This is a genomic window from Pseudarthrobacter sp. R1, from assembly GCF_024494415.1.
In the GTDB taxonomy this organism is placed as follows: domain Bacteria; phylum Actinomycetota; class Actinomycetes; order Actinomycetales; family Micrococcaceae; genus Arthrobacter.
Map to the genome: position 1 here is coordinate 1 of NZ_JAMKFI010000001.1, position 22,473 is coordinate 22,473.

Sequence of the window (22,473 nt, forward strand, 5' to 3'; positions counted from 1 at the left end):
AGCAAGGGTTACGGCGGTCATAGCGTGGGGGAAACGCCCGGTCCCATTCCGAACCCGGAAGCTAAGACCCACAGCGCCGATGGTACTGCACCCGGGAGGGTGTGGGAGAGTAGGTCACCGCCGGACATACATTACGAGCAGGGCCCTGACAAAAGACGTCAGGGCCCTGCCGCATTTAACACACAAACACCGCGGCACGAGGCCAGGACCCGCTCTCACCAAACGCGGGCTTCCCCCGGTCCCTCTCTCACTTGACGCGGGGTTTTTCCCGGTCCCTCTCTCACTTGACGCGGGGTTTTTCCCGGTCGCTCTCTCACTTGACGTGGGGTTTTCCCCGGTCCCTCTCTCACCTGACGCGGGTTTTTCCCGGTCCTTCTCTCACTTGACGTGGGGTTTTTCCCGGTCGCTCTCTCACTTGACGCGGGTTTTTCCCGGTCGCTCTCTCACTTGACGCGGGTTTTTCCCGGTCCCTCTCTCACCCGTCCACGAGCTAAGGCCCCGCCGGCACCATCCCAAACCAGCCGCCGTCAAACGCCACCTTCACAAGGAAGAGCAACACCAGGAACACCCCGCCAACTAAGAGAGCGTCACTCCCAAACCGGCATCGAGCGAGAGAGCGTCACCCCAAAAGGCCACATCAAGTGAGAGAGCGTCCGGCGAAAAGCTGCGGGAGGTGATGGGGCGTCGCACGGAGGGCTGCGGGAGGTGATGGGGCGTTGGCCGGGAAGGTGCGGGAGGTGGTGGGGCGTCGCAGGCAGGGACGGCGCGGGTAGAGTTGAACACCATGGACAGCCTCTTCAGCCACGGCAACGAACCCTTCGGAAGCAATGACAAGAGTCCCATCGAGCTCCTCGAACCTGTGGTCAACACAGTGGTTGTGCCCGGAAGCGTGTCTCACGCCTTCGCAGGCTTCACCGACCATACGCACCTTTGGTGGCCGCTGGATATGTTTGGCGTATACGGCTCGGGGTCCTATGTGGAGTTCGAGGAAAACCTCATCCTTGAAACAGCTGACGACGGCCGGACCAGCATCTGGGGCACCCTCGACGACTGGCAACCGCCGTTGTCCTTCCACGCGACGTGGGGCCTGGGCTCCAGCGCTCTGTGGTCCGCCGAACTGCTGGTGGTCTTCCGGGCGGTGGCGGACGGGACGGAAGTAAGGGTGTTCCACGAGGGTTGGGAAGGGGCCGAGAACCCGGCCGCAGAGCGGGCACGGTACCTCGCAGCCTGGCCGCTGATTCTTGCCAAGTATTGCCGCTTTATGGGCGTCCCGGAAGCCGGGGACGCGAAAGGCTGAGGCGGTCCCGTATCAGGCCGGCGGCACCGCCGTGCTGGTCCTGATGACGAACTCGGTCGGGAACTCCTGGTCAGCATCCGGCGCTGCCCGCGTGCCGTCGGGTTCCCTCTTGGACTCAAGCAACTGCAGTGCTGTCCTGGCGGCCAAGGCGCCCTGTCCGCGCGGGTCCTGGTCGATGGTGGTCAGGCCGAACGTTTCACCCAATTCGTGGCCGTCCATGCCCACCACCGAGAGATCCCGTGGAACGTGCAAACCGAAGTCCCGGGCGGCGAGGATGGTTCCCACAGCCATCTCGTCGGAGGCAGCGAACACAGCCGTGGGACGTTCCGCAGTTGTGCCTAGTAGCCTGCGGGCAGCCGTGTAGGCGCCCTGGACAGTGAAGTCGGCGGCGATCTGCCATTCAGGGCGGACCTCCAAACCGGCGGCCGCCATGGCTTTCTGGTAGCCAGCGTGCCTGATACCCGGCAGCTTGAAGTCCTGGTCCAGGGCCGCGTTGCCGGTGACATGGGCTATCCGGGTGTGCCCGAGCCGTACCAGGTGGTCGGTGGCCATGCCGGCCAGCCGCTCGTCGTTGATCCTGATGGTAGAAGCACCGGGCAAGGTGCCGCCGATGCCCACAATGGGGCGATGGACGGCCAGCAGCTGCTGAATCTCCGCATCGCTGAGCACCAGGGCTACGGCGATTACCGCGTCGAGGCGTTTCCGGAGCAGGAAATCGTTGAGCACGCGGTGACGGTGCTCCGGCTCGTGGCCCACGTTGTAGAGCGTCAGGTCGTAGCCGGCTTCCAGAAGGACTTCAGATACACCCTCAAGAACCGACGAGAAGTACCAGCGGTGGATGGCGGGAACCACGAGGCCAATGTTGTGGTTCCGCCCGGAAGCAAGGCTGGAGGCGTGGTAGGACGGGACAAACCCGAGTTCCCCTGCCGCCTCCAGCGCCAGTTTCCGGCTCCTGGCCGAGACATTCGGTTTGCCGCTCAGTGCCCGCGAAACGGTGGCTACGGACAGGCCCGCCCTGTCAGCAACATCCTTGATGCCCGCCATGCTCACTCTGCCGGGGTGTCCGATCCAATCCTGATCCAGGCGGTTTCGCCGGAAGCAAGGAGACTGCCCGAGGCTGTTGACGCGCTGCGGACGAGGACCTGGCCGGCAGGCAGTTCCAGCGGCTCATGGTTGAGGTTCATAAGCACCAGCGTAGTGCCGTTGACGTATGCCAGGGATGAACCGGTGCACCAATCCTCCGCCCACGCCAATGACCCACGGCCCAGGTCCAGCTCGCGGCGGACGGCGAGCATGCGCCGGTACAGGGCGAGGTGCGACGACGGCGATTCAGCCTGCACGTCCCGTGCCAGTCCGCTGAACGAGGAAGGCAGCGGCAGCCAGGGGTCGCTCCCGGCACCAAATCCAAGGTGGCGCTCATTGGCGCGCCATGGCAACGGAACCCGGCAGCCGTCCCGGCCCAGCCGTTCCCCGCCCGTTCTGGCAAACGTGGGGTCCTGGCGAAGGTGCTCAGGGATGTCGATGCCGTCCGGCAGTCCAAGCTCCTCACCCTGGTAGACATAAGCCGCCCCCGGAAGCCCGAGCATAAACAGCGACGCAGCAGCGGCCCGGTGCCGGCCCAAGGCCGTATCCGGCTGCGGATCTGCGGGGCCGATGCCGTCACCATCGCGGGGCCCATGCCCGTTATAGCCGAAGCGGCTGGCGTGCCGTACGACGTCGTGATTGGAAAGCACCCAGGTGCTGGGAGCGCCAACGGCGTCCAAAACCGTCAGGGAATCCGTGATGACCGACCGCAGCCGGTATACATCCAGCCCTGCGTGCAGGTACGGGAAGTTGAAGGCCTGGTGCATTTCGTCGGGGCTGACCCAGTGCGCAAGCCGGGGAAGGTCAACGCTCGCTTCCGCGCACAGGATCCGGTCGGGGCCGTAGCCGTCCAGGATCTGACGCCACGTGCGGTAGATATCGTGGATGGCCGGCTGCCCGAACATCGGCGCCTCATGGCCCGGGAAGCCGTCCGAACTTCCGCCGTCGGCCCGACCTCCCCACGCGGGGAGCCCCGGGGCCTTGACCAGCGCGTGGGCCACGTCCACCCGGAAGCCGGAAACGCCGCGGTCCAGCCAGAACCGGAGAATCCGTTCGAATTCGATGTGGACGGCGGGGTTGTCCCAGTTGAAGTCGGGCTGGGAGGAATCAAAAAGGTGCAGGTACCACTGCTCCGGCTGGCCGTCCGGCCCGGTCACCCGGGTCCAGGCGGGTCCGCCGAAGTGGGACTGCCAGTTGTTGGGCGGTTCATGGCCGCCAGGCCCAACGCCGTCGCGGAAGATAAACATCTCCCGTTCCGTGCTGCCCGCAGGCGCGGCCAGGGCAGCCTGGAACAGCGCGTGCTGGTCCGAGCAGTGGTTGGGCACCAGGTCCACGATGACGCGCAGGCCCAGCCGGTGGGATTCGGCCATCATGACGTCGAAGTCACCGAGGGTGCCGAAGATCGGGTCCACGTCGCAGTAGTCGCTGACATCGTAGCCGGCGTCGCGCTGGGGGGAGCGGTAGAAGGGGGACAACCACACAGCGTCCACTCCGAGGTCCGCCAGGTGCGGCAGTTCCTCGGTGATGCCCGCAATGTCTCCCACGCCGTCGCCGTTGAGGTCACGGAACGAGCGGGGGTAGACCTGGTAAATCACGGCGGAGCGCCACCAGCCGGGCTGGCTGTCCTCTTGGTGGACCAGAGTCAACGGCCCGGTTCGGGGAGTGGTGGTGAGCGTCACAGTTTCGACAGACATGGAAGCAAGCTTAGACGCTATACCTCTACGAATGGAAAACGCTTCCACAGGCAGCAATAGAAACAAACTCCCCGACATTAGCCTTTCCGCAGGTCAGGGACTGGAAGCGCTTGCAAAAGTTTTCCGCACGCTCACTGCCGCCAGCGGAGCCCTCCGCGCTGCCGCCCCACAGCACCGTCCTACACTGGTGGGACGTGTGCGACGACGGATGGAGGCTTCGTGGGAAGCGTAGTTGAGGAGCTGGAGACCGTGCTGGCGGCCGGCCAGGTGGACCGTGCGGAAGCGACCCTCAGCCGGTACGCGGTGGACCAGGCGCCCATCCTCGATTACCAGCTCCCGCTGGCGGTGGTGTTCCCGGAGTCAGTGCCGGACGTACAGGCTGTGGTACGGATCTGTGCGGACAGTGCAGTGCCAATCGTGCCCCGGGGCGCCGGGACCGGAGTCTCCGGCGGTGCCCATGCCACCCAGGGCTGCATCATCCTGTCCCTCGAACGCATGGACCGGATCCTGGACCTGAACCCTGACGACGAAACAGCAGTGGTGGAACCGGGGGTCATCAATGCCGTGCTGAATGAGGCGGCAGCGGTGCACGGCCTGATGTACGCGCCGGATCCAGCCAGCTTCCGCACCTCCACCATCGGCGGCAACGTTGCCACCAACGCGGGCGGCCTGCGCTGCGCCAAATACGGGGTCACCAGGGACTCCGTCCTTGCGCTGGACGTAGTGCTGGCTGACGGCTCGCTCATCCATACCGGCCACCAGACCTTCAAGGGCGTAGCCGGCTATGACCTGACCGGCCTGTTCGTCGGCTCGGAGGGAACACTAGGCATTGTGGTGGGCGTGACCGTACGCCTAAAGTATCTTCCCCGGGAAGTGCACACCGTTGCCGCTTTCTACCCGGACTTCCGTCTCGCCGCCGCCGGGGTCCTTGCCGTAGGCAGGGCACGGGTGCAGCCCGCCATCATGGAATTGCTCGACGGCGGTACGCTGGCCCAGCTGGATGAGATCCACGGATCGGACCTTACGGCGCGCGGCAAGTCCCTGCTCCTGGTTCAGACAGACGGCTTCGGTGCTGCCGCCGAAGCGAAAGTGGTCCGGGAGGTCCTGAAGTCCGGCGGGGCAACTGTCACCACGGAAGCCAGCGCAGAGGCAGAACGCCTGGTGGAGCTCAGGCGACACAGCAGGGGCGTGGAAGTGGATGATGAGTACCGGGTGGGAGAGGATGTCGCTGTGCCCCGCTCCCGGCTGGTTGACTACGTCGCTGCCCTGGAGGCCATGGCCGCCAGCCACGGCGTGCACCTGAAGGTAGTTGCCCACGCGGGCGACGGCAACCTGCACCCCACCTTCTGGATAGACCGGAAGGACAGCATGGTGGATACTGCCGCCATGGCGAGGCTCCAGCAGGTCCTTGATGAATCCATCACCGCAGCCCTGGAAATGGGTGGAACCATTACCGGGGAACACGGCGTGGGGCAGTACAAACTGCGGTGGCTGGGCCAGGAGCAGCCGGAACCGGTCCGGGAGTTCCAGCGCAGGATTAAGGAACTGTTTGATCCTGCCGGCATCCTGAATCCCGGCAAGGCAATCTAGCCCTAGATGAGTAAGTCCTATTGCCCGTGACGGTGGGGCGCTTTTAAAGTAAGGCGGAGAGTGTTAAACCCGGTATGTGAACCCCGAACTAAACACTCTCCTGACCACACTCTATGTCCTTCTCACCGACCGTGTCCTGCCTGATCTAGGCGTGTCACGGGACCGGCGGCCCGGGCGCAAGCCCGTGCTATCGGATGCCGAACTGCTCTGCCTGGCTGTGGCGCAGCAATTGCTCGGATACTCCTCCGAAACCAGGTGGATCCGTTACGCCCGGACGCACCTGACCGGGATGTTCCCGTTCATCCCGCAGCAGTCCGGCTACAACAAGCGGCTCCGGGCCGCCGGCACGCTGATCTCCGCGACCATTACGGCCCTGGCCAAGGACACCCCGTCCTGGCACGACGTGCTCCGGCTGGTCGATTCCACCCCGCTGCCCTGCGGAATGTCACGGGAAACCGTCAAACGCTCCGATCTCGCCGGGCATGCCGGCTACGGCTACTGCGCTTCCCATTCCCGCTACTTCTGGGGCTTCCGCCTGTACCTGATCAGCACTCCTGAAGGAATGCCGGTCATCTGGGGCCTGGCGAATCCGAAAGTAGGGGAACGTGAAGTCACCCAGGCCCTGCTGGAAAAGGACCATCACCTCGTCCGCGCCGGCCAGGTCATCTTGGGCGACAAAGGCTTCGCCGGCAAAGACTTCGAACGGTTCATCACCGACGACCTCGGCGCCCACCTCATCAGACCCGACCGCAAGGACGAGAAGCCACGCTTCGGCAAACTCGGCGGCATCAGGCAATGGATCGAGTCAGTCTTCGACACCCTCAAAGGCCAACTCACCCTCGAAGACCACGGCGGGCGCACCCTTGAAGGCGTCAAAGCACGCGTCGCCGCACGGCTCCTCGCCCTCGCAGCCGGAATCTGGCACAACTGGCTCACTGACGCGCCCCGCAAACGCTCCCTGATCGCCTACGACCACTAAAACCAATAGGACTTAATCATCTAGTCGTCCGAATCCGGGTATTCGTCGATCGACTCGTCTTCGCCGTACCGGGACTCTTCGGTTTCCACCTCGAGGATCTTCAGCAGCCCGGTGTCCGGGTTGAGCATGATCGCGGCCTCGTCCCGGCGGTGCCGGAGGATGGAGTCGATGTAGGACTGGACGGCCTCGGCCAGGGGGATGTGCCGCTCCTGCTTTTCGGACATGTACCAGCGGTGTTCCAGGACCTCGTGCACCACTTCGGCGGGCTCCAGCTTTCCGGAAAGGTCCCGCGGGATGGACCTGACGATCGGCTCGAAGATCTGGCTCACCCAAAGATGCGCGCTGTATTCCTCGTCCATGTCCGGGTTGTTGTCCGCCCGGAAAGAGTCCATGTCATTAAGGAGCCGCCGGGCCTGGTTCTCCTGCGCGTCGATACCCGTAAGCCGCAGGAGCCGCCGCTGGTGGTGTCCGGCGTCCACCACTTTGGGCTGAAGCTGGATGGTGGACCCGTTCTGGGTGGTCTTGATGGCGTATTCCTCGACGTCGAAGCCGAGTTCGTTGAGCCGGCGGATTCTGGCGCTAACCCGCCACCTCTCACCGAGTTCGAAGGACTCCTTCTCCGTCAGTTCTGCCCAGAGGCGGCGGTAGCTGTCCATGATCAGCTCGCTGGTGGCTACGGGGTCCACCTTTTCCTCGATCAGCCCGCCGTCAAGCAGGTCCATCAGCTCGCCGGCGATATTCACGCGTGCGATTTCCAGGTCATACTCGCGCTGGCCGGTGGACAGGTCCGGATACAGCTCGCCGGTTTCGGCGTCCACGAGGTAGGCGGCGAAGGCGCCGGCGTCGCGGCGGAACAGGGTGTTGGACAACGAGACGTCGCCCCAGTAAAAGCCAATCAGGTGCAGCCGCACCATCAGCAGCGCCTGCGCATCGATGAGGCGGGTGAGTGTGTCCTTGCGGAGCATCTGGGAGAACAGGGCGCGATACGGCATGGAGAACTTCAGGTGCCGGGTGACCAGCACCGGGTTCAGCGGCCTGCCGTCCACGGTGGTGCGGCCGGTGATAACGGCGACGGGCTCCACGCAGGGCACGTCCAGGCGGGCCAGTTTGCGGAGCATGTGGTATTCATGCCGGGCGACGTGCTCGGAGGTTTCCTTGATGGCGATCACCGAGCCGCCGAGGTGGGCGAAGCGGACGATGTGCCGCGAAATGCCGCGGGGGAGGGCGGCAAGGTTCTCCGCCGGCCAATCCTCCAGCGCGATGTGCCACGGCAGGTCAAGCAGCTCAGGATCCGCCGCTGCCGCCGTAATGTTCAGTGAACTGGAGACCGAAGCGAGCTTGCCGTCGTCCGCGCTCGCCGCCACGAACCGGGGCAGCTTCCCCACCTGCGCATAGTCGGTGGGTTCGTCGTGCCACTGGGCGCTGTATTCCTCGGTCATGGGTCAATTCTTCCGTACATAGGCGTGGCCAGCTAATTCTTCTGCCGGCACGGTTAAAGGCCGACGGCGGCCGTCCAGTAAAGGAGGGCCGCCGTCAGTTTCATGCGGTGCTTACCTTGGGCCCACGCCGGCAGGGTTCCCTAACCGAAGCGGAGCGAGGTTAGGGTGCCGGTGGATGGGCCCACGCCGGCAGGGTTCCCTAACCGAAGCGGAGCGAGGTTAGGGTGCCGGTGGGGATTAGTCGCCCAGGCGCAGGCCGGTCTTGGTGTCGAACAGGTGCACGTGGCCCGACTGCGGGCGGACGTAGATGGACTCGCCCTTCATCGGGGGGCGGCGGCCGTCGACACGTGCCACGATGTCGTGGTCCTTGCCGTCAAGGGTGGTGTGGCCGTAGACGTAGGCGTCGGCACCCAGTTCCTCGACGACGTCGACCTCTACCTTCAGGCCTTCGCCGTGCGGAGCGGTCTCAAGGTCCTCCGGGCGGGAGCCCAGCGTCACGGTGGAGCCGTGTGCCTCCTGGAGGACGTCGCGCGGTACCGGGTAAACCGTGCCGCCGAACTGCACGCCGCCGTCGACGACCGGCAGTTCGAGCAGGTTCATGGCGGGGGAGCCGATGAAGCCGGCCACGAAGACGTTCTTGGGCTTGTCGTACAGGTTGCGCGGGGTGTCCACCTGCATCAGCAGGCCGTCCTTCAGCACAGCAACGCGGTCGCCCATGGTCATTGCCTCGACCTGGTCGTGCGTCACGTAGACAGTGGTGACGCCCAGGCGGCGGGTCAGGGATGCGATCTGGGTGCGGGTCTGCACACGGAGCTTGGCGTCCAGGTTGGAAAGCGGCTCATCCATGAGGAAGACCTGCGGGTTACGGACGATGGCGCGGCCCATGGCAACACGCTGGCGCTGGCCGCCGGAGAGTGCCTTGGGCTTGCGGTCCAGGTAGGGCTCAAGGTCAAGGAGCTTGGCGGCTTCACGGACGCGCTCGGCGCGCTCTTCCTTGGAGACGCCGGCGATCTTCAGGGCGAAGCCCATGTTGTCGGCCACCGTCATGTGCGGGTACAGCGCGTAGTTCTGGAAAACCATCGCGATGTCGCGGTCCTTCGGGGGAACGTCGGTGACGTCGCGGTCGCCGATGAGGATACGGCCTGCGTTGACGTCCTCAAGGCCTGCGAGCATGCGCAGGGAGGTGGACTTGCCGCAACCGGAGGGTCCAACGAGGACGAGGAATTCGCCATCGGCGATGTCGATGTTGAGCTTATCGACGGCGGGCTTTTCTGTGCCCGGGTACAGACGCGTAGCGTTATCAAAAGTAACTGTAGCCACAGTTATCAATCCCTTCACCGGCAGGTACGTGCCGGACGATCCGTTGTGAATGGTTCATGTTTGTTCAGTTTTGTGCTGCAGACGTTCCTCAACCAAGGTTGAAGAGCGTCGAGTGACGCCGCACGTTGCTTGTGCGCCACATCACAAGCAAGAGTATGTCAGATGTTGTGCTTTTAGTCGCGAATGTTACGGACGTCACATATGACCTTGGTCAACTTCGGCCCTGAAAACCCTGTTGGTCTTCCTCGGCAACAGCAAGGCTTCGCTCCTGAAGCAGCACTTCCAGCATCTCCGCCACGTGCACCGGCGCCTCCACGCGGTACTGGGCCTGGGTGAAGTCCAGGCCCACCTTCACGCCCACGTCCCCGGGCTCCAGCCGGGCCAGCGCATCCTCGTCCGTCGTGTCGTCACCGGCAAACAGGACGGCCGTGGCCCCGGTGACCTGGCGAAGGAAGGTAACGCCCTCGCCCTTGGAGGCGTTAACCACAGAGGTTTCAAGGACGCGCTTGCCGTCCTTGAGGAAGACGCCCTTGCGGTCCTGCAGCACCGAGCGCGCGGCGGATACCGCGTCCTGCGCCACGTCGTCGTCCGCCAGCCGCGTGTGCAGGACCACCCCGGCAGGCTTGTCCTCCAGCATGGTGCCCGGTGCCTCCTGGACGATTTCCGCAAGGATGCTGCGGACCTCGGCAAGCAGGGCCTTTTGCTCCTCATCGAGCGTCAGTCCTGTCGATGCCGGCCCCAGCCAGGCCTCTGCCCCGTGGCTGCCAATCAGGAGGGTGTCCACCGGCGGCGACGCGACGCTGCGCAGGCTGGCGAGGGCGCGTCCGGAGATGAGCGCCGTCGTCGTCCTGGGCAGCACGGCGAGGCCGGCGAACGCCGTGGCGGCGCGGGGAAGGGGGCGGGCGTCGTCGGCGTGGCCCACGATGGGAGCCATGGTGCCGTCGAAGTCCATGGCCACCAGCAAGTGATCCGTCGCAGCGACGCGCCGAAGGGCCTCGCGAAGCTCCGGCGTCAGTGCCAACTTGCCGTTGCCGGCGCGGCCGTCAGGAGTCATCACGGACCGCCTTCTCCTCAAGGGCCCGAAGGAACTCGGCGGACCAGTAGTCCACGTCGTGCTCAAGGATCTGCTTGCGCATGGCCCGCATCCGCCGGGAGGCATCCCGGGGCGGCAGCTCCACCGCCCGCATAATCGCGCTCTTCAGGCCATCGATGTCGTGCGGGTTCATCAGCAGCGCCTGCTTGAGCTGGTCGGCCGCGCCAGCGAACTCGCTGAGCACCAGGGCGCCGTCGTTGTTGGTGCGGGCAGTGACATACTCCTTGGCCACCAGGTTCATGCCGTCCCGCAGGGCGGTCACCAGCATGACGTCCGCGGCCAGGTACAGGGCCACCATCTCCTCCACCGGGTAGCTGTGGTGCAGGTAGCGGACCGCGGTGTTCTCGAGGGTGTCATAAGTGCCGTTGATGTGGCCAACCGTGCCCTCAACCTCCTCACGCAGGAGCCGGTACTGTTCAACGCGTTCGCGGCTGGGGCTGGCCACCTGGATCAACGTGGCGTCACCAACGGACAGCTTGCCGTCGGCCAGGAGTTCCTCGAACGCCTTCAGCCGGTGCCGGATGCCTTTGGTGTAGTCGAGGCGGTCCACGCCGAGCAGGATGGTTTTCGGGTTGCCGAGGTCCTGGCGGATCTGGCGCGCGCGCTCAATGATCTCGGGCTTTTGGGCCAGCTCGGTGATTTGCTGGACGTCGATGGAGATGGGGAACGCCTGGGCGCGGGCGATGTGGGTGATTTCCCCGTCCTGGCCCTTAACGTGCACCTGCTGCTGCTTGACGCTGGCGCCCAGGAAGCGCCGGGCGGAGCGCATGAAGTTTCCGGCGTCGCTGGGCCGCTGGAAGCCCACCAGGTCCGCGCCGAGGAGGCCGTCGATGATGGCCTGGCGCCAGGGCAGCTGGGCGAAGATCTCCGGCGGGGGGAACGGGATGTGGTTGAAGAAGCCGATCCGGAGGTCCGGCCGCGCCTCCCGGAGCATCCGTGGCACCAACTGCAGCTGGTAGTCCTGGATCCACACTGTGGCGCCATCGTCCGCATGGCGTACGACGGCGTCGGCGAACCTTCTGTTGACCGTGCGGTAGGCGTCCCACCACGTCCGGTGGAATTCCGGCGGGGCGATGACGTCATGGTAGAGCGGCCACAGCGTCGCGTTGGAGAAACCCTCGTAGTAGAGCTCTACGTCGTCAGCGCTCAGCTGGACCGGAACCAGGTCCATGCCGCCGTGGCTGAACGGTTCCACCGTCTCATCCGGGGCGCCGTGCCAGCCCACCCATGCGCCGTCGGTCTTGGTCATCATCGGCGCCAGTGCGGTCACCAGGCCGCCGGGGGACCGGCGCCACCCGGAGCCGTCGTCGCCGCTTTCGCCCGGGGCGCAGCGGTCAACGGGCAGCCTGTTCGAGACCACCATGAAGTCATACTTTGTTTTCCCGCTGCGGCCGGAGCCGGCGGCGCCGGACCCGGCTGCGGTGGCAGGTTTTTCCTGGACGGGTGTTTGCATTGCGGCCCCCTGGGGTTGCTTGTGCCTCTCAGCCCACCCTAACGGGACGGAATCTTCCATGCTATTCGTCCGTTGGTCAATCCGGCAGAATACTTGAAAAGGCAAGCTCTCAGCTTTCTCCCCTAAAATGATGGGGTTGCCACGAATTGGTCCCCCTCGTCAATCGACCCAAGGAACACATGAGCCCCGCAAACGAAGTACGTAAGTCCAAAGCTGAGCGAACCGCGGAGGCCCGCGAGAAAGCGCGGCTGATCCGTGAAGCCCAGCTGAAAAAGGACAAGCGCAACAAGCTGCTGATCGGGTGGGGAATTGTGGTGGCCGTTGTGGCTATCCTGGCGGTGATCGCGCTGGTGGTGACGACGGGCATCCGGCAGAACACCCCCATCGCAGACCAAGGCCCGGTGCCTGCCAGCGCCAACGTTAACGGTGGTGTGACCCTCCTGGCCAACACCGAGGTCAAGAAGACAGACGCGGCGACCGTGGACATGGCCAACCTGCCGGCCAAGCCTGATGCGCAGCCCAGCCCCGTGGTGGCACCGGGTGCCGAGGCCGAAGCCGGCCAGCCCGTGAAGGTGATTGCCTACATCGACTTCATCTGCCCGGTCTGCCTGCGGTTTGAAAACACCTACAACGAAGCCCTCACCACGCTCCGTAATGAAGGCAAGATCAGCATGGAGTACCGTCCGCTGGGCTTCCTGGACCGCCAGTCCAGCACCAACTACTCCTCACGCGCCGCCAACGCTGCGGCCTGCGTAGCCGACAAGGCACCGGAAAAGTACGCCGAATACGTGGACGTTCTGTTCGCCAACCAGCCTGCCGAAGGCGGAGCCGGACTCTCTGACGACAAGCTGAAGTCCCTTGCCAGCGAAATCGGTGCGGACATCAACAGCTGCGTGGACGAGAAGACCTTCCGCCCCTACGTAAAGTACTCCACGGAGCTGGCAGCGAACACGGGCATCACCGGTACGCCTACCGTCTTCATTGACGGCAAGCAGTGGGACGGCGCAACCGACCTGAACGCCGAAATCCAGGCAGCCATCGACGCCAAGGCCTAACGGTCTCTTCCCGAGCATCAGGGCCCGCCTCCGGAACGTTTCCGGAGGCGGGCTTTTCCTTTGCCTGCTTCTTTCGTGCCCGAACCGAGGCGGCGTTTTTACCACCGGGAGGACTTGGGCTAACCTTATCTAGCGCCGTCCAGGCGCCCGCCCGCAAGGGCGCGCCTCCTTAGCTCAGTTGGCCAGAGCACCGCTCTTGTAAAGCGGGGGTCGTCGGTTCGAATCCGACAGGGGGCTCCGATTGGCCGTCCGTCCTGAGGGACGTTTCAGGCCTGCGTCGGCGGGATGTTGTGGTTCAGGCGCAGGAGATTCTGCGGATCATAGCGGTCCTTGAGTGCCACGAGGCGCTGGTACTTATCCTGGCCGTACGCACTCCGGGCGGCGTCCGCCTCCTTGATCCCCAGCTCCGCCCCGAGGAAGTTGACGTATTCCCCCTGCTCCGCGAAGGGCCGCATCAGGGCGTAGGCCTTGCGTGCGAAGGCGGTGAGCCGTTCGTCCTCGGCGGCGTCGCGCCAGAAGCCGTAAACGTTCAGCCAGTAACGCGCCGACCGGTTCGGAAACGCTGTTGCCTCCTCCGGGACCCGCCCGAACGCGCCCTCCAGGTGGTGGATGTCGATACCGGTTCCCTGCCACGCCAGCTCGGAGGCGAAACCCACCACGACGTCGGCCACCTCCTCGTCCAGCCGCGAAAACGAAACGTTCTTCCAGTAGCCGCGTGAGCCCTTGGGAAACACGGCGTCCATGGCGCTCTGCCAGTCCAGCCACGACGCCGGCCCCACTTCCTCCTCGTCAGGCGGGGCATCGGCCCGGAGCTGGTCAACGAGGTTGAGGCCGGCCTGGTGGTCGTCGCCGGCCCAGGCGAATCCAAGAATCATCCAGGGCTCGTCGCCCATGCCGAAATCGGGCGGAAGGACCAGGAAGGAGATGATCGGGTTCATCTCATCAGGCAGGTCCCGGGTCCAGGCATCGAAGGCCAGCAGGGCGTGCTTCCAGTGCTGTTGCCGGTAGAAGAGGTTGCCGCCCAAGGGGGCCGCCGGCAGGGGATGGGCGCGGAAAGTGAAAGAGGATACGACGCCGAAGTTTCCGCCACCGCCGCGCAGCCCCCAGAACAGTTCCGCGTTTTCGTCCGCGCTGGCGTGCAGGTGTTCGCCTGCGGCGGAGACGATGTCCGCGGCTTCGAGGTTGTCCAGGCTCAGGCCTCCGGTTCGGGTCAGCCAGCCCACCCCGCCGCCAAGGGTGAGTCCTGCCACCCCTGTCCCGCTGATGACCCCCAGCGGAACCGCCAGCCCCTGTGCGGCCGTGGCCCGGTCCACATCAGCCAGGGTAGCTCCCGGCTCAACGGTGACGAGCCGCCGTTCAGCGTCCACCTGGACAGCCCGGAGTGATCCCAGGTCCAGCACCAGGCCGCCCTCAACAGTTCCGTGGCCGGCAATGTTGTGCCCTCCGCCGCGTACCGCCAGCGCCAGCCCACTGCGACGCGCAGTATCCAGAACAACGTCAATGTCCGAGACTGCCCCAGCCTTTGCGATGGCTCGTGGGCGGAGATCGACCATGCCGTTCCATACGGCCCGGGCTTCCTCGTACAGCGGATCCTGTGGCTCGATCAAGGGTCCCTGCAGCCGCCCACGCAACTCCTGCAGTGACTGCTGGACGTCACGTTCCGGATCGTGGTGATGAACTGCGGCCATCGCTGATGCTTCCGGGTCAAAGGGCGAAAACTATTCACAGGGAATCCCGATGCCCGGAGTCTAGGAGCAGTTCCGCGGGCCGGTCAATAGCTTCTTCTTCCAGCCGCAGCCAGCCCGGATTCAGGGCGGCATACGCTTTCAACGGGAGCGGGATTAATGTCCGCGAGACAGGGACGAAACGCGGCCACAACATTGGCTGCGTACGGTCGGGGGCATGACAGCTCACTTTCCGGCCCGTATCCGGGCCTGGTTCGCGGACACCTTTTACTGCGACACCCCCGGCCAGGCTGCAGATGCCATGGCAGATGCGACGCGCTGGGGGTGGCTTCCGGCCCTCAGCGGCGTGGCCGTCGGAGCGGACCAGGCGCGGGAAAAGCACCTGGATTCCGCGGCGGAACCGGGCGGAATGTCTGGTTGAACACACTATTGCACGGGTGAGTGCATAATGACCTAAACTGCTTCACTGAGGTGCCTGAAATGGCGCTGTGCAGCAACGAAAGTGAACATGCAATGGCTACCGATTACGATGCTCCACGCAAGCAAGAAGAAGAGTCACCCGCGGATTCCCTGGAGGCACTGCAGGCCTCGCGTGGCGGCAACGCACAGACCGCAGTGATCGACCTCGACGAAAACGACACGGCCGAGGGTATCGACTTGCCCGGCGCCGACCTTTCCAACGAGGAACTCACTGTCATCGTTGTTCCGGAGCAGTCAGATGAGTTCACCTGCTCCTCCTGCTTCCTGGTCCGCCACCGGTCCCAGGTGGCCCGCGAAAAGAACGGCATGAAGTACTGCCGCGACTGCGAAGGCTGACATTCCGTACGAAAAGCAGCGCCGGACACCCCATCGGGTGTCCGGCGCTGTTTCGTCTTTCCGGCACCGTTATCCGGCATAACGGGCGGGTCCAGAAACGGCACCGGAACGGTTAAGGACGGCGGCAAAAAGGCCCCGGATTTACTGCGGCGTGATGCGCTTCCCGGCTTCCTCACGGTTGCGCGCCGAAGCGGCCACAACCCTCGTTTCGGCGGTGCTGCGCTCCTACGCTTGAGCTATCCAACCGCTCCACCAAACATGGATGGCACCACAATGAAAAAGTTCCTCATCTGGCTCACGGCGCTCTTAATGGCTGTCGGGCTGGGAATTCTGGTTCCGGGGCCCGCCTCGGCAACCACATCGTATTGCGGCCTCCAATGGGGTTCGAAGGCGAAAGCCGTTGAAACCATGAGCGCCGCCGCCGTCACCAACATCCGGACCGGGCAGCACTACTGCTTCGACCGGATGGTGATTGACCTTAAAGGTGATGTTGCCGGCTACAACGCCCGCTACGTCAACAAAGTGACACAGGACGGTTCCGGAAATCCGGTACCTGTCCGGGGGCAGGCGTTCCTCCAGGTCACCGTGACCGCCCCGTCCTACGACGACAACGGCAACGCCACGTACAGCCCGGCCAACCAGGCCGAACTGTCCAACGTCAACGGCTACCAGACCTTCCGTCAGCTGGCCTGGGCGGGCAGCTTTGAAGGTTACACAACCATCGGTCTGGGCGTCCGCGCCCGGCTGCCCTATCGTGTGTTCACGCTCGATGGCCCGGGATCCGGCTCACGGCTGATTGTGGACGTGGCGCACTTCTGGTGACACAACCCAAAAGGTGCCGCATCCCCAACGATCGGGGGTGCGGCACCTTTTGTGTGCGCTGCTGTTAGGGGCTACTCCGGGACAACCAGGGCCGGAGTATCCCGCTTGAGGGTTTCGCCGCGGAAGAAGCCCGGGTGCAGCCGGGCCATGATGAGCATGAACACCGCACCCAGGGCCAGGATGCCTACCCCAAGGACAAAGACCAGCCCCACGCCGAAGACCTCAGAGCCGCTGCCGAACTCAGGCGCCCAGCTGTCCACGGCCGTCTGTACGAACACTACGAACAGGCCCACCCCGCCCAGCACCGGGCACAGGAGCCGCAGGACGAAGTTGCGGGCGCTGGTGAAGACGCTGTGCCGGAAGTACCAGGCGCAAGCCAGGGCGGTCAGGCCGTAGTAGAAGCAGATCATCAGGCCCAGGGCCAGGATGGTGTCATTGAGGACGTTTTCGCTGACCACGTGCATCACGGCATAGAATCCCGCCGACATAACGCCCGCCGCGACGGTGGCGAAGCCCGGCGTCGCAAACTTCGTGCTGATCCGGCTGAACGGCTTCGGCAGGGCACCGTAGTGGCCCATGGCCAGCAGGCTGCGCGAGGGCGACATAAACGTGGACTGCAGGGAGGCAGCGGAACTTGAGAGCACGGCAAGGGACATCAGGATGGCGAACGGGCCCATGATGGGGGAGGCGAGGGCTGTGAAGATGTTCTCGTGGATTTCCGTGTTGTTCAGGCCGTTGCCGGTGTCTCCGACGCCGGCGAACATCATGGTGGCGATGCTGACCAGCAGGTAGATGGCCAGGACGATGACGGCGGTGAGGGTGCCGGCCAGTCCGGAGGTCTTCTTGCCGTTCGCCGTTTCCTCGTTCACGGTGAGGCAGACGTCCCAGCCCCAGTACACGAAGATGGAGAGCGAGATGCCGGCGGCGATCTGGCCGAAGGTTTCAATTTTGGTGACATCGAACCACTCCCAGCTGAAGGGGATGGCCGTTTCGGAGCTGGACCAGTTGGCGAACGCCATGGCCACGAACAGGCCAAGGACCAGCAGCTGGAACCCCACCAGGCCGTACTGCACCAGCTTGGTGGTGTGCATCCCGCGGTAGCTGACCCAGACCGCCAGGGCCACGAACACAAAGCAGGTCAGCACGTTCAAGGCTTTATTGGCCGCCAGGTCGGCCAGCCCCGGTTGGCCTGTGAGCTGCGAGAGGAACAGGTAGAAGAAGTCGACGGCGACGCCGGCCAGGTTGGACAGCACGATGATATTTGCTGCGAGGAGCCCCCAGCCGCCCATCCAACCGACCCAGGGGCCAAAGGCTTTGGTCACCCACGTGAAGGTGGTGCCGCTGTCCGGGGAGTCGGCGTTGAGCTCCCGGTAGGCGAGCGAGACCAGGATCATGGGGATGAACCCAATGAGGAAGATGACCGGCAGCTGGAGCCCGGCCTCGTTGACGGTGGGGCCCAGTGCGCTGGTCAGCGTATAGGCCGGTGCGATGGTGGAGATGCCAAGAACGACGACGGCGAGAAGTCCCAGCTGCCCGCCCTTCAGGCCCTTCGGGGTAATCCCGTGGGCACTACCCGGAGCATGCTGTCCTGCCCCGCGTCCTGCCCCGCCTGCGGCGGGGGCGCCGGTGCGGATGGTTTCTGTCATGACACCACTTTCTGGGAGGCAGCAGGCTGGTGTTGGGTGATGCAGTGGATACCCCCGCCGCGGGCAAACAGCTCGCGTGCGTCAATGGCGACGATACGCCGTCCGGGGTAGGCCTCGGCAAGGATCTGCAGGGCCTTGTCGTCCTGGGGGTCGTTGAAGCTGCAGGCAATCACACCGCCGTTGACCACCACGTGGTTGATGTAGCTGTAGTCCACGAAGCCTTCCTCGTCCCGGAGCGTTTCGGGGGCGGGGACTTCGATGATGTTCCACCGCCGGCCGGCGGCGTCCGTGGTGCCGCGCAGGAAGTCGATGACTTCCCGGCAGACCTCGAAGTCCGGATGTTCGGGATTCCCCTGGGAGTGGACCAGCAGCGTGCCGGGCGAGGGGATGGCCGCCACGATGTCCACGTGGCCGCGGGTGCCGAAGCGCTCGGAATCCCGGGTCAGGCCGCGGGGAAGCCACACCACATGGGTGGCGCCGATGGTGCGGGCCAGTTCCGCCTCGACGTCGGCCCGGCTGAGGCCGGGATTGCGCCCCGGATCCAGCTGCACTGTTTCCGTAACGAGGACCGTTCCCTGGCCGTCCACCTGGATGCCGCCGCCCTCGTTCACCAGCGCCGACACGATGTGGTGTGCCCTTGAGCGGCCGGCCACCTCGCCGGCGACCAGGGCATCCTTGTCCCACTGCGCCCAGTCCTGTCCGCCCCAGCCGTTGAATACCCAGTCCACGGCGCCAAGGTTCCCCTCGCCGTCCAGGACAAAGGTGGGGCCGACGTCGCGCATCCACGCATCATTCAGCGGGGCTGCAAGTACCTCAACCTCAGGGTGGAGGTAGGCGGCGGCCGTCTCGACGTCGTCGGGATCCACCACCATGGTGACGGGCTGGAATTCGACGGCGGCGTTCGCCACTGCAGCCCAGGTGGACCTGGCTGCGTGGGCAGCTTCAGCGGACTCGCCAAGGGTGTAGCCGCCGGCGGGAAACGCCATCCAGAGCCGCTCCTGCGGGGCTGTTTCGGCGGGCATCCGCCACTCGGCCTGCACCAGGGCAGCCGCGTCCTGCTGGGCGACGGGGGCGGTCACGAGCACACCTCCGCGAACCCGCGCTCGCCGCCGATGGATTCATTCGGGCGGACGGGCTCGGTGAGGCGGCCGTAGGTGTCCGGACGGCGCGTTGCCAGGAAGGGGAACAGGGTCAGCCAGTCCTTCCTCTGGTCCAGGTCCAGGTCTGCTACCAGGACGGCGGACGCGTCGCGGGGTGCCTGGGCGAGGATGCGGCCGTAGGGGTCGGAGATGAAGGACGAACCGTAGAAGTTCAGGGTGCCTTCGCTGCCCCAGCGGTTGGGTGCGATCATAAACAGCCCGTTGGCGATGCCGTTTCCTACAATCACCTGCTGCCAGAGCGGCTGGGTGTCAAAATCGGGGTGGTCCGGTTCGGAACCGATTGCCGTGGGGTAGACCAGGATTTCGGCACCGCCCAGTGAGTACAGCCGGGCCACTTCGGGAAACCATTCGTCCCAGCAGGTGGGCATGCCCAGCCGGGCGCCGCCGAGTTCGGCAGGGGCATGCACTTCGTAGGCGTCAGCCGCTGCCGGGCCCTGGCGGAAGAACTTGTCCTCGTAGTAGCCGGCAGTGACGGGGATGTGGAGCTTGTGGGTCCGCGCCAGGAGTTCGCCCTCCGGCGAGACCAGGATGGCCGTGTTCAGGCCCAGCCCGTCGTCCTGCCCGTCCGGGTCTTCGGCCCGTTGGTACAGGGACGCGTGGACCGATACTCCGTGACGACGGGCAGCGTCTGCGGCGAAGCGGAAGGTGGGCCCCGTCAGCAGGTCTTCGGCGATGTCCGAGGGCCGGGAACGGGTTGCCCCCTCTCCTGGCTCGTTGTGCGGCCGCGTGTCCGCCGGATAGCGCGAGAGCGTCAGCTCCGGCAGGAAAACCACCGAGGCTCCCAATGCAGCGGCCCGGCTGATGCCCTCGTCGAGTTCGGCCTCCACAGCGGCGCTGTCAGCTTGCCATCGGTGCTGGACCACGCCAACGCGCAGGGCCTTCCGGCTGGACGGCGATGTCCGGGCCAAGGAAGCGGGGGCGTCGAGGCAGGAAATTTCAATCATGTTTGCTACTCCAGTGAGACGACGGTCACTAAATGAATGACGTTCATTTAGTATGCGGTTCCATCGCTCCGGATGCAAGGGGAAATATGAATCGCGTTCGTTTATGTCGGGAAAAAGGAATTAGTAAGCTCACTGAGAAATTTCCCGGAGGTACCGTCCTCTGCCCGCTGCCGGGCTGGTAGCGTCGGGATTACTGGACCAATCGAGGAGGACGCATGAAAGCTTCACCGACACTGACCAACAACCTGCAGGCTGTGCTGACGGACCTGATCGAGTTGCACCTCCAGGGCAAGCAGGCCCACTGGAACATCGTGGGAACCAACTTCCGCGACCTGCACCTGCAGCTGGACGAAATCATCGACGCCGCCCGCCAGTTTGCCGACGATACCGCCGAGCGGATGCGCGCGCTGCATGCCCTCCCGGACGGACGCAGCTCCACCGTGGCCGAATCCACCAGTCTCGCTCCGTTTCCTGAGGGCCTGATCAGCACCAAGGATGCCATCGATCGGATCGTCGCAGCCCTGGAAGCTGCCGTCGGCACCATGCGGAAGGTCCATGATGAAGTAGACGAGGAAGACCCCACGTCGGCTGACCTGCTCCACGAGTTCATCGCCAAGTTCGAGCAGTTCGCCTGGATGGTGAACGCCGAAACCATGAAGCCGACGGCGAGCGTCACGGCGCCTGACGCTTAGCCGGCAGGGCGCCACGTACGGCCTTTCAGCGCCCGGCCCGGACAGAAAGTCCGGGGCCGGGCGCTGTTTTTATGCCTGCCTGAGCGGGCCTCTTATGCAGCCTGCGCCCCTACTGCGCCTTGGGCACCCTCCGGAGCACGACGGCGGCCAGGACTGCCGCCGTCGCCATCAGCACCAGCCCGATCGCCGCGGTGACGTGCACGCCGGAGTCGAACGCGGAGCCGGCGGCTTGGCGGACGGCTTCCGCCAAGGGCGCCGGCAACCCGGCTGCGAGTTCCATGGCTCCGGCCAGGGTTTCGCTGGCATGGGCAGTGCCCTGGCCGGCGGCCTCGACCGCCCCGGCGGGAAGCCGCAGGTTCTGCTGGTAGGAGGCGGTCAGGATGGAGCCCAGGACGGCAGTTCCCAGCAGGGCGCCCACCTCATAGCCTGTCTCCGAGATCGCCGAGGCTGCCCCCGATTTTTCCGCCGGGACGCTGCCGAGGATGAGGTCATTGGAGATGGTTTCGGCCGTTCCGACGCCCAGGGCCAGGACCAGCAGGGCAGCGAGCAGCAGTGCCGGCCCGTCGGCATGGCTGCCGAACGTCACCATGCTGTAGCCTGCGGCGCTCATGGCCAGGCCGGTGCCCACGACGAAACCCGGCCGGACCTTCCGCACGACCGGCACCACCGCAAGGCCCGCCACAACGGTTGCCACCAGCGCCGGAATCATTGCCATTCCCGCAGCGGAAGGGGACATGCCCTCAAGGAGCTGCAGGTGCTGGGCCAGGAAGAGGATGAAGCCGTTGAAGGAGAACAGGGCCAGGACGTTTGCCGTGATGGCCATGCTGAACACCCGGTTGCGGAACAGGGACATGTCCAGCAGCGGGCTCTTCAGCCGCTGTTGCCGCCGGACAAAAGTGGCACCCATTGCGAGGCCGAAGGCCAGGCTGCCCAGTGCCAGCGGTCCGGCACCCTCGGTGGCGAATTCCTTGATGCCGTAGACCACCGGAACCATGGTGAGCAGCGAGAGCAGGATGCTCGGCGCATCCACCCGGCCAGGTGTTGGGTCCTTGGACTCCGGAATGAATGCGGGTCCGAAGGCCAGCAGGGGCAGCATGATGGGCACGGCCACCAGGAGTACTGCTCCCCACCAGAACTGCTCAACGAGCCACCCGCCAAAAATCGGGCCCAGGGCGGCGCCGCCGGAAAAGCCTGCAGCCCAAATGGCAATCGCCAGCCGCCGGCGGTTGGGATCCACAAATATGTTGCGGATCAGGGACAGTGTGGAGGGCATCAGCATGGCGCCGAAGAAACCCAGGGCCGCGCGTCCGGCGATCAGCCAGCCGGCGCTGGGAGCGAAGGCTGTTACTGCCGATACGGCTGCAAAGCCAATGCTGCCAATGATCAGGAGCCGCCGGCGTCCAATCCGGTCGCCCAGGCTCCCCATAGCCACGAGCAATCCAGCCAGCACCAACGGATAGGCATCCACAATCCACAGCAGCTCCACTCCCGAGGTGCCCAGCGCTCCCGCGATCGCAGGCAGCGCGAAGGTCAGGGCGGTGTTGTCCACGGCCACGAGCAGGACCGGGAACATCAGCAGTGCGAGCGCAAGCCAGTCGCGCCACGTGCCCCTTGCGGGGTCCGGGGTGTCCAGGGCAGTGCGGGTGAGGGCTTGCTGGGAGGCGGAGGACGGTGTCATGAGGTAACTATACCGTCCAGACGGTAT

At 65.0% G+C, this 22,473-nt stretch carries 19 protein-coding genes, 1 tRNA gene and 1 rRNA gene; 10 read left to right on the top strand and 11 right to left on the bottom strand.

The features are described from left to right. The first annotated feature begins 9 nt into the window (after positions 1 to 9). Positions 10 to 126, top strand: a 5S ribosomal RNA gene (gene rrf / locus M8J71_RS00005). A 658-nt stretch (positions 127 to 784) separates the two neighbouring features. Beyond that, a complete protein-coding gene (locus M8J71_RS00010; RefSeq protein ID WP_256245990.1) occupies positions 785 to 1,297 on the top strand; it encodes a hypothetical protein in 513 nt (170 codons plus the stop codon). 12 nt (positions 1,298 to 1,309) lie between these two features. Here the strand turns inward: M8J71_RS00010 and M8J71_RS00015 are convergent, their stop codons facing one another. Then, on the bottom strand, positions 1,310 to 2,341 hold the full coding sequence (locus M8J71_RS00015; RefSeq protein ID WP_256245991.1) for a LacI family DNA-binding transcriptional regulator: 1,032 nt from the start codon (positions 2,339 to 2,341) through the stop codon (positions 1,310 to 1,312). A gap of 2 nt (positions 2,342 to 2,343) precedes the next feature. Further along, on the bottom strand, positions 2,344 to 4,074 hold the full coding sequence (locus M8J71_RS00020; protein ID WP_256245992.1) for a glycoside hydrolase family 13 protein: 1,731 nt from the start codon (positions 4,072 to 4,074) through the stop codon (positions 2,344 to 2,346). A gap of 219 nt (positions 4,075 to 4,293) precedes the next feature. On the opposite strand from M8J71_RS00020, the gene M8J71_RS00025 reads away from it, so the two are divergent. Together M8J71_RS00025 and M8J71_RS00030 are read left to right on the top strand one after the other, a co-directional pair. Beyond that, the gene (locus tag M8J71_RS00025; protein ID WP_256245993.1) at positions 4,294 to 5,664 is read left to right on the top strand and encodes an FAD-binding oxidoreductase; all 1,371 of its coding nucleotides are present in this window, start codon (positions 4,294 to 4,296) and stop codon (positions 5,662 to 5,664) included. 76 nt (positions 5,665 to 5,740) lie between these two features. After that, a complete protein-coding gene (locus M8J71_RS00030; RefSeq protein WP_256245994.1) occupies positions 5,741 to 6,643 on the top strand; it encodes an IS982 family transposase in 903 nt (300 codons plus the stop codon). 20 nt (positions 6,644 to 6,663) lie between these two features. On the opposite strand, the gene M8J71_RS00035 is transcribed toward M8J71_RS00030, so the two are convergent. The 4 genes from M8J71_RS00035 to M8J71_RS00050 all read right to left on the bottom strand — a co-directional run bounded on the left by M8J71_RS00035 (position 6,664) and on the right by M8J71_RS00050 (position 11,948). Beyond that, complete coding sequence (locus M8J71_RS00035; RefSeq protein WP_256245995.1) at positions 6,664 to 8,082, bottom strand: DUF4032 domain-containing protein; 1,419 nt, start codon at positions 8,080 to 8,082, stop codon at positions 6,664 to 6,666. 237 nt (positions 8,083 to 8,319) lie between these two features. Beyond that, positions 8,320 to 9,402: an ABC transporter ATP-binding protein gene (locus tag M8J71_RS00040; RefSeq protein ID WP_050056295.1), complete on the bottom strand. Its 1,083-nt coding sequence runs from the start codon at positions 9,400 to 9,402 to the stop codon at positions 8,320 to 8,322. 211 nt (positions 9,403 to 9,613) lie between these two features. Then, positions 9,614 to 10,456, bottom strand: coding sequence for a trehalose-phosphatase (otsB, locus tag M8J71_RS00045; protein ID WP_256245996.1), 843 nt, complete (start codon positions 10,454 to 10,456; stop codon positions 9,614 to 9,616). Further along, positions 10,446 to 11,948 (bottom strand): alpha,alpha-trehalose-phosphate synthase (UDP-forming), encoded by a 1,503-nt coding sequence (locus tag M8J71_RS00050; protein WP_305477997.1) that lies wholly within the window; start codon positions 11,946 to 11,948, stop codon positions 10,446 to 10,448. The genes otsB and M8J71_RS00050 overlap by 11 nt, the downstream gene beginning before the upstream one ends. 179 nt (positions 11,949 to 12,127) lie before the next feature. On the opposite strand from M8J71_RS00050, the gene M8J71_RS00055 reads away from it, so the two are divergent. Both M8J71_RS00055 and M8J71_RS00060 read left to right on the top strand, forming a co-directional pair. Then, the gene (locus tag M8J71_RS00055) at positions 12,128 to 13,003 is read left to right on the top strand and encodes a DsbA family protein (RefSeq protein WP_256245997.1); all 876 of its coding nucleotides are present in this window, start codon (positions 12,128 to 12,130) and stop codon (positions 13,001 to 13,003) included. Positions 13,004 to 13,166: 163 nt separating this feature from the next. Then, positions 13,167 to 13,240: transfer RNA gene (locus tag M8J71_RS00060), tRNA-Thr, on the top strand. A 29-nt stretch (positions 13,241 to 13,269) separates the two neighbouring features. Here M8J71_RS00060 and M8J71_RS00065 read toward each other — a convergent pair. Beyond that, positions 13,270 to 14,691: an FAD-binding oxidoreductase gene (locus M8J71_RS00065; protein ID WP_256245998.1), complete on the bottom strand. Its 1,422-nt coding sequence runs from the start codon at positions 14,689 to 14,691 to the stop codon at positions 13,270 to 13,272. A 214-nt stretch (positions 14,692 to 14,905) separates the two neighbouring features. Here M8J71_RS00065 and M8J71_RS00070 point away from each other — a divergent pair, with 214 nt between their 5' ends. From M8J71_RS00070 to M8J71_RS00080, 3 genes are all read left to right on the top strand, one after another. Continuing rightward, positions 14,906 to 15,109, top strand: a complete 204-nt coding sequence (locus tag M8J71_RS00070) for a hypothetical protein (RefSeq protein ID WP_256245999.1) — start codon at positions 14,906 to 14,908, stop codon at positions 15,107 to 15,109. 92 nt (positions 15,110 to 15,201) lie between these two features. After that, a complete protein-coding gene (locus tag M8J71_RS00075) occupies positions 15,202 to 15,504 on the top strand; it encodes a DUF4193 domain-containing protein (RefSeq protein ID WP_163165722.1) in 303 nt (100 codons plus the stop codon). 273 nt (positions 15,505 to 15,777) lie between these two features. After that, entirely contained in the window at positions 15,778 to 16,326 is a 549-nt protein-coding gene (locus M8J71_RS00080) for an AMIN-like domain-containing (lipo)protein (RefSeq protein ID WP_256246000.1), read from the top strand. 71 nt (positions 16,327 to 16,397) lie between these two features. Here M8J71_RS00080 and M8J71_RS00085 read toward each other — a convergent pair whose 3' ends face one another. Genes M8J71_RS00085 through M8J71_RS00095 form a run of 3 tightly spaced genes read right to left on the bottom strand, consistent with a single transcriptional unit; the run spans position 16,398 to position 20,076 of the window. Next, entirely contained in the window at positions 16,398 to 17,972 is a 1,575-nt protein-coding gene (locus M8J71_RS00085; protein WP_256246001.1) for an APC family permease, read from the bottom strand. Then, positions 17,969 to 18,994, bottom strand: a complete 1,026-nt coding sequence (locus M8J71_RS00090; protein WP_256246322.1) for an agmatine deiminase family protein — start codon at positions 18,992 to 18,994, stop codon at positions 17,969 to 17,971. The genes M8J71_RS00085 and M8J71_RS00090 overlap by 4 nt, the downstream gene beginning before the upstream one ends. 53 nt (positions 18,995 to 19,047) lie before the next feature. Next, positions 19,048 to 20,076: a nitrilase-related carbon-nitrogen hydrolase gene (locus M8J71_RS00095; protein WP_256246002.1), complete on the bottom strand. Its 1,029-nt coding sequence runs from the start codon at positions 20,074 to 20,076 to the stop codon at positions 19,048 to 19,050. 215 nt (positions 20,077 to 20,291) lie between these two features. Between M8J71_RS00095 and M8J71_RS00100 the strand changes: the two genes are divergently transcribed. Further along, on the top strand, positions 20,292 to 20,768 hold the full coding sequence (locus tag M8J71_RS00100) for a Dps family protein (protein WP_256246003.1): 477 nt from the start codon (positions 20,292 to 20,294) through the stop codon (positions 20,766 to 20,768). 109 nt (positions 20,769 to 20,877) lie between these two features. On the opposite strand, the gene M8J71_RS00105 is transcribed toward M8J71_RS00100, so the two are convergent. After that, entirely contained in the window at positions 20,878 to 22,446 is a 1,569-nt protein-coding gene (locus M8J71_RS00105) for an MFS transporter (protein ID WP_256246004.1), read from the bottom strand. Positions 22,447 to 22,473 lie beyond the last annotated feature (27 nt).

Excerpts from the sequence above, each read along its gene's own strand:
- M8J71_RS00080 (WP_256246000.1), top strand. The coding sequence starts at position 15,778 with ATGAAAAAGTTCCTCATCTGGCTCACGGCGCTCTTAATGGCTGTCGGG.
- M8J71_RS00070 (WP_256245999.1), top strand. The coding sequence starts at position 14,906 with ATGACAGCTCACTTTCCGGCCCGTATCCGGGCCTGGTTCGCGGACACC.
- M8J71_RS00010 (WP_256245990.1), top strand. The coding sequence starts at position 785 with ATGGACAGCCTCTTCAGCCACGGCAACGAACCCTTCGGAAGCAATGAC.
- M8J71_RS00105 (WP_256246004.1), bottom strand. The coding sequence starts at position 22,446 with ATGACACCGTCCTCCGCCTCCCAGCAAGCCCTCACCCGCACTGCCCTG.
- M8J71_RS00055 (WP_256245997.1), top strand. The coding sequence starts at position 12,128 with ATGAGCCCCGCAAACGAAGTACGTAAGTCCAAAGCTGAGCGAACCGCG.
- M8J71_RS00050 (WP_305477997.1), bottom strand. The coding sequence starts at position 11,948 with ATGCAAACACCCGTCCAGGAAAAACCTGCCACCGCAGCCGGGTCCGGC.
- M8J71_RS00020 (WP_256245992.1), bottom strand. The coding sequence starts at position 4,074 with ATGTCTGTCGAAACTGTGACGCTCACCACCACTCCCCGAACCGGGCCG.
- M8J71_RS00090 (WP_256246322.1), bottom strand. The coding sequence starts at position 18,994 with ATGCCCGCCGAAACAGCCCCGCAGGAGCGGCTCTGGATGGCGTTTCCC.
- M8J71_RS00015 (WP_256245991.1), bottom strand. The coding sequence starts at position 2,341 with ATGGCGGGCATCAAGGATGTTGCTGACAGGGCGGGCCTGTCCGTAGCC.
- M8J71_RS00035 (WP_256245995.1), bottom strand. The coding sequence starts at position 8,082 with ATGACCGAGGAATACAGCGCCCAGTGGCACGACGAACCCACCGACTAT.
- M8J71_RS00085 (WP_256246001.1), bottom strand. The coding sequence starts at position 17,972 with ATGACAGAAACCATCCGCACCGGCGCCCCCGCCGCAGGCGGGGCAGGA.
- M8J71_RS00100 (WP_256246003.1), top strand. The coding sequence starts at position 20,292 with ATGAAAGCTTCACCGACACTGACCAACAACCTGCAGGCTGTGCTGACG.
- M8J71_RS00075 (WP_163165722.1), top strand. The coding sequence starts at position 15,202 with ATGGCTACCGATTACGATGCTCCACGCAAGCAAGAAGAAGAGTCACCC.
- M8J71_RS00065 (WP_256245998.1), bottom strand. The coding sequence starts at position 14,691 with ATGGCCGCAGTTCATCACCACGATCCGGAACGTGACGTCCAGCAGTCA.
- otsB (WP_256245996.1), bottom strand. The coding sequence starts at position 10,456 with ATGACTCCTGACGGCCGCGCCGGCAACGGCAAGTTGGCACTGACGCCG.
- M8J71_RS00095 (WP_256246002.1), bottom strand. The coding sequence starts at position 20,076 with ATGATTGAAATTTCCTGCCTCGACGCCCCCGCTTCCTTGGCCCGGACA.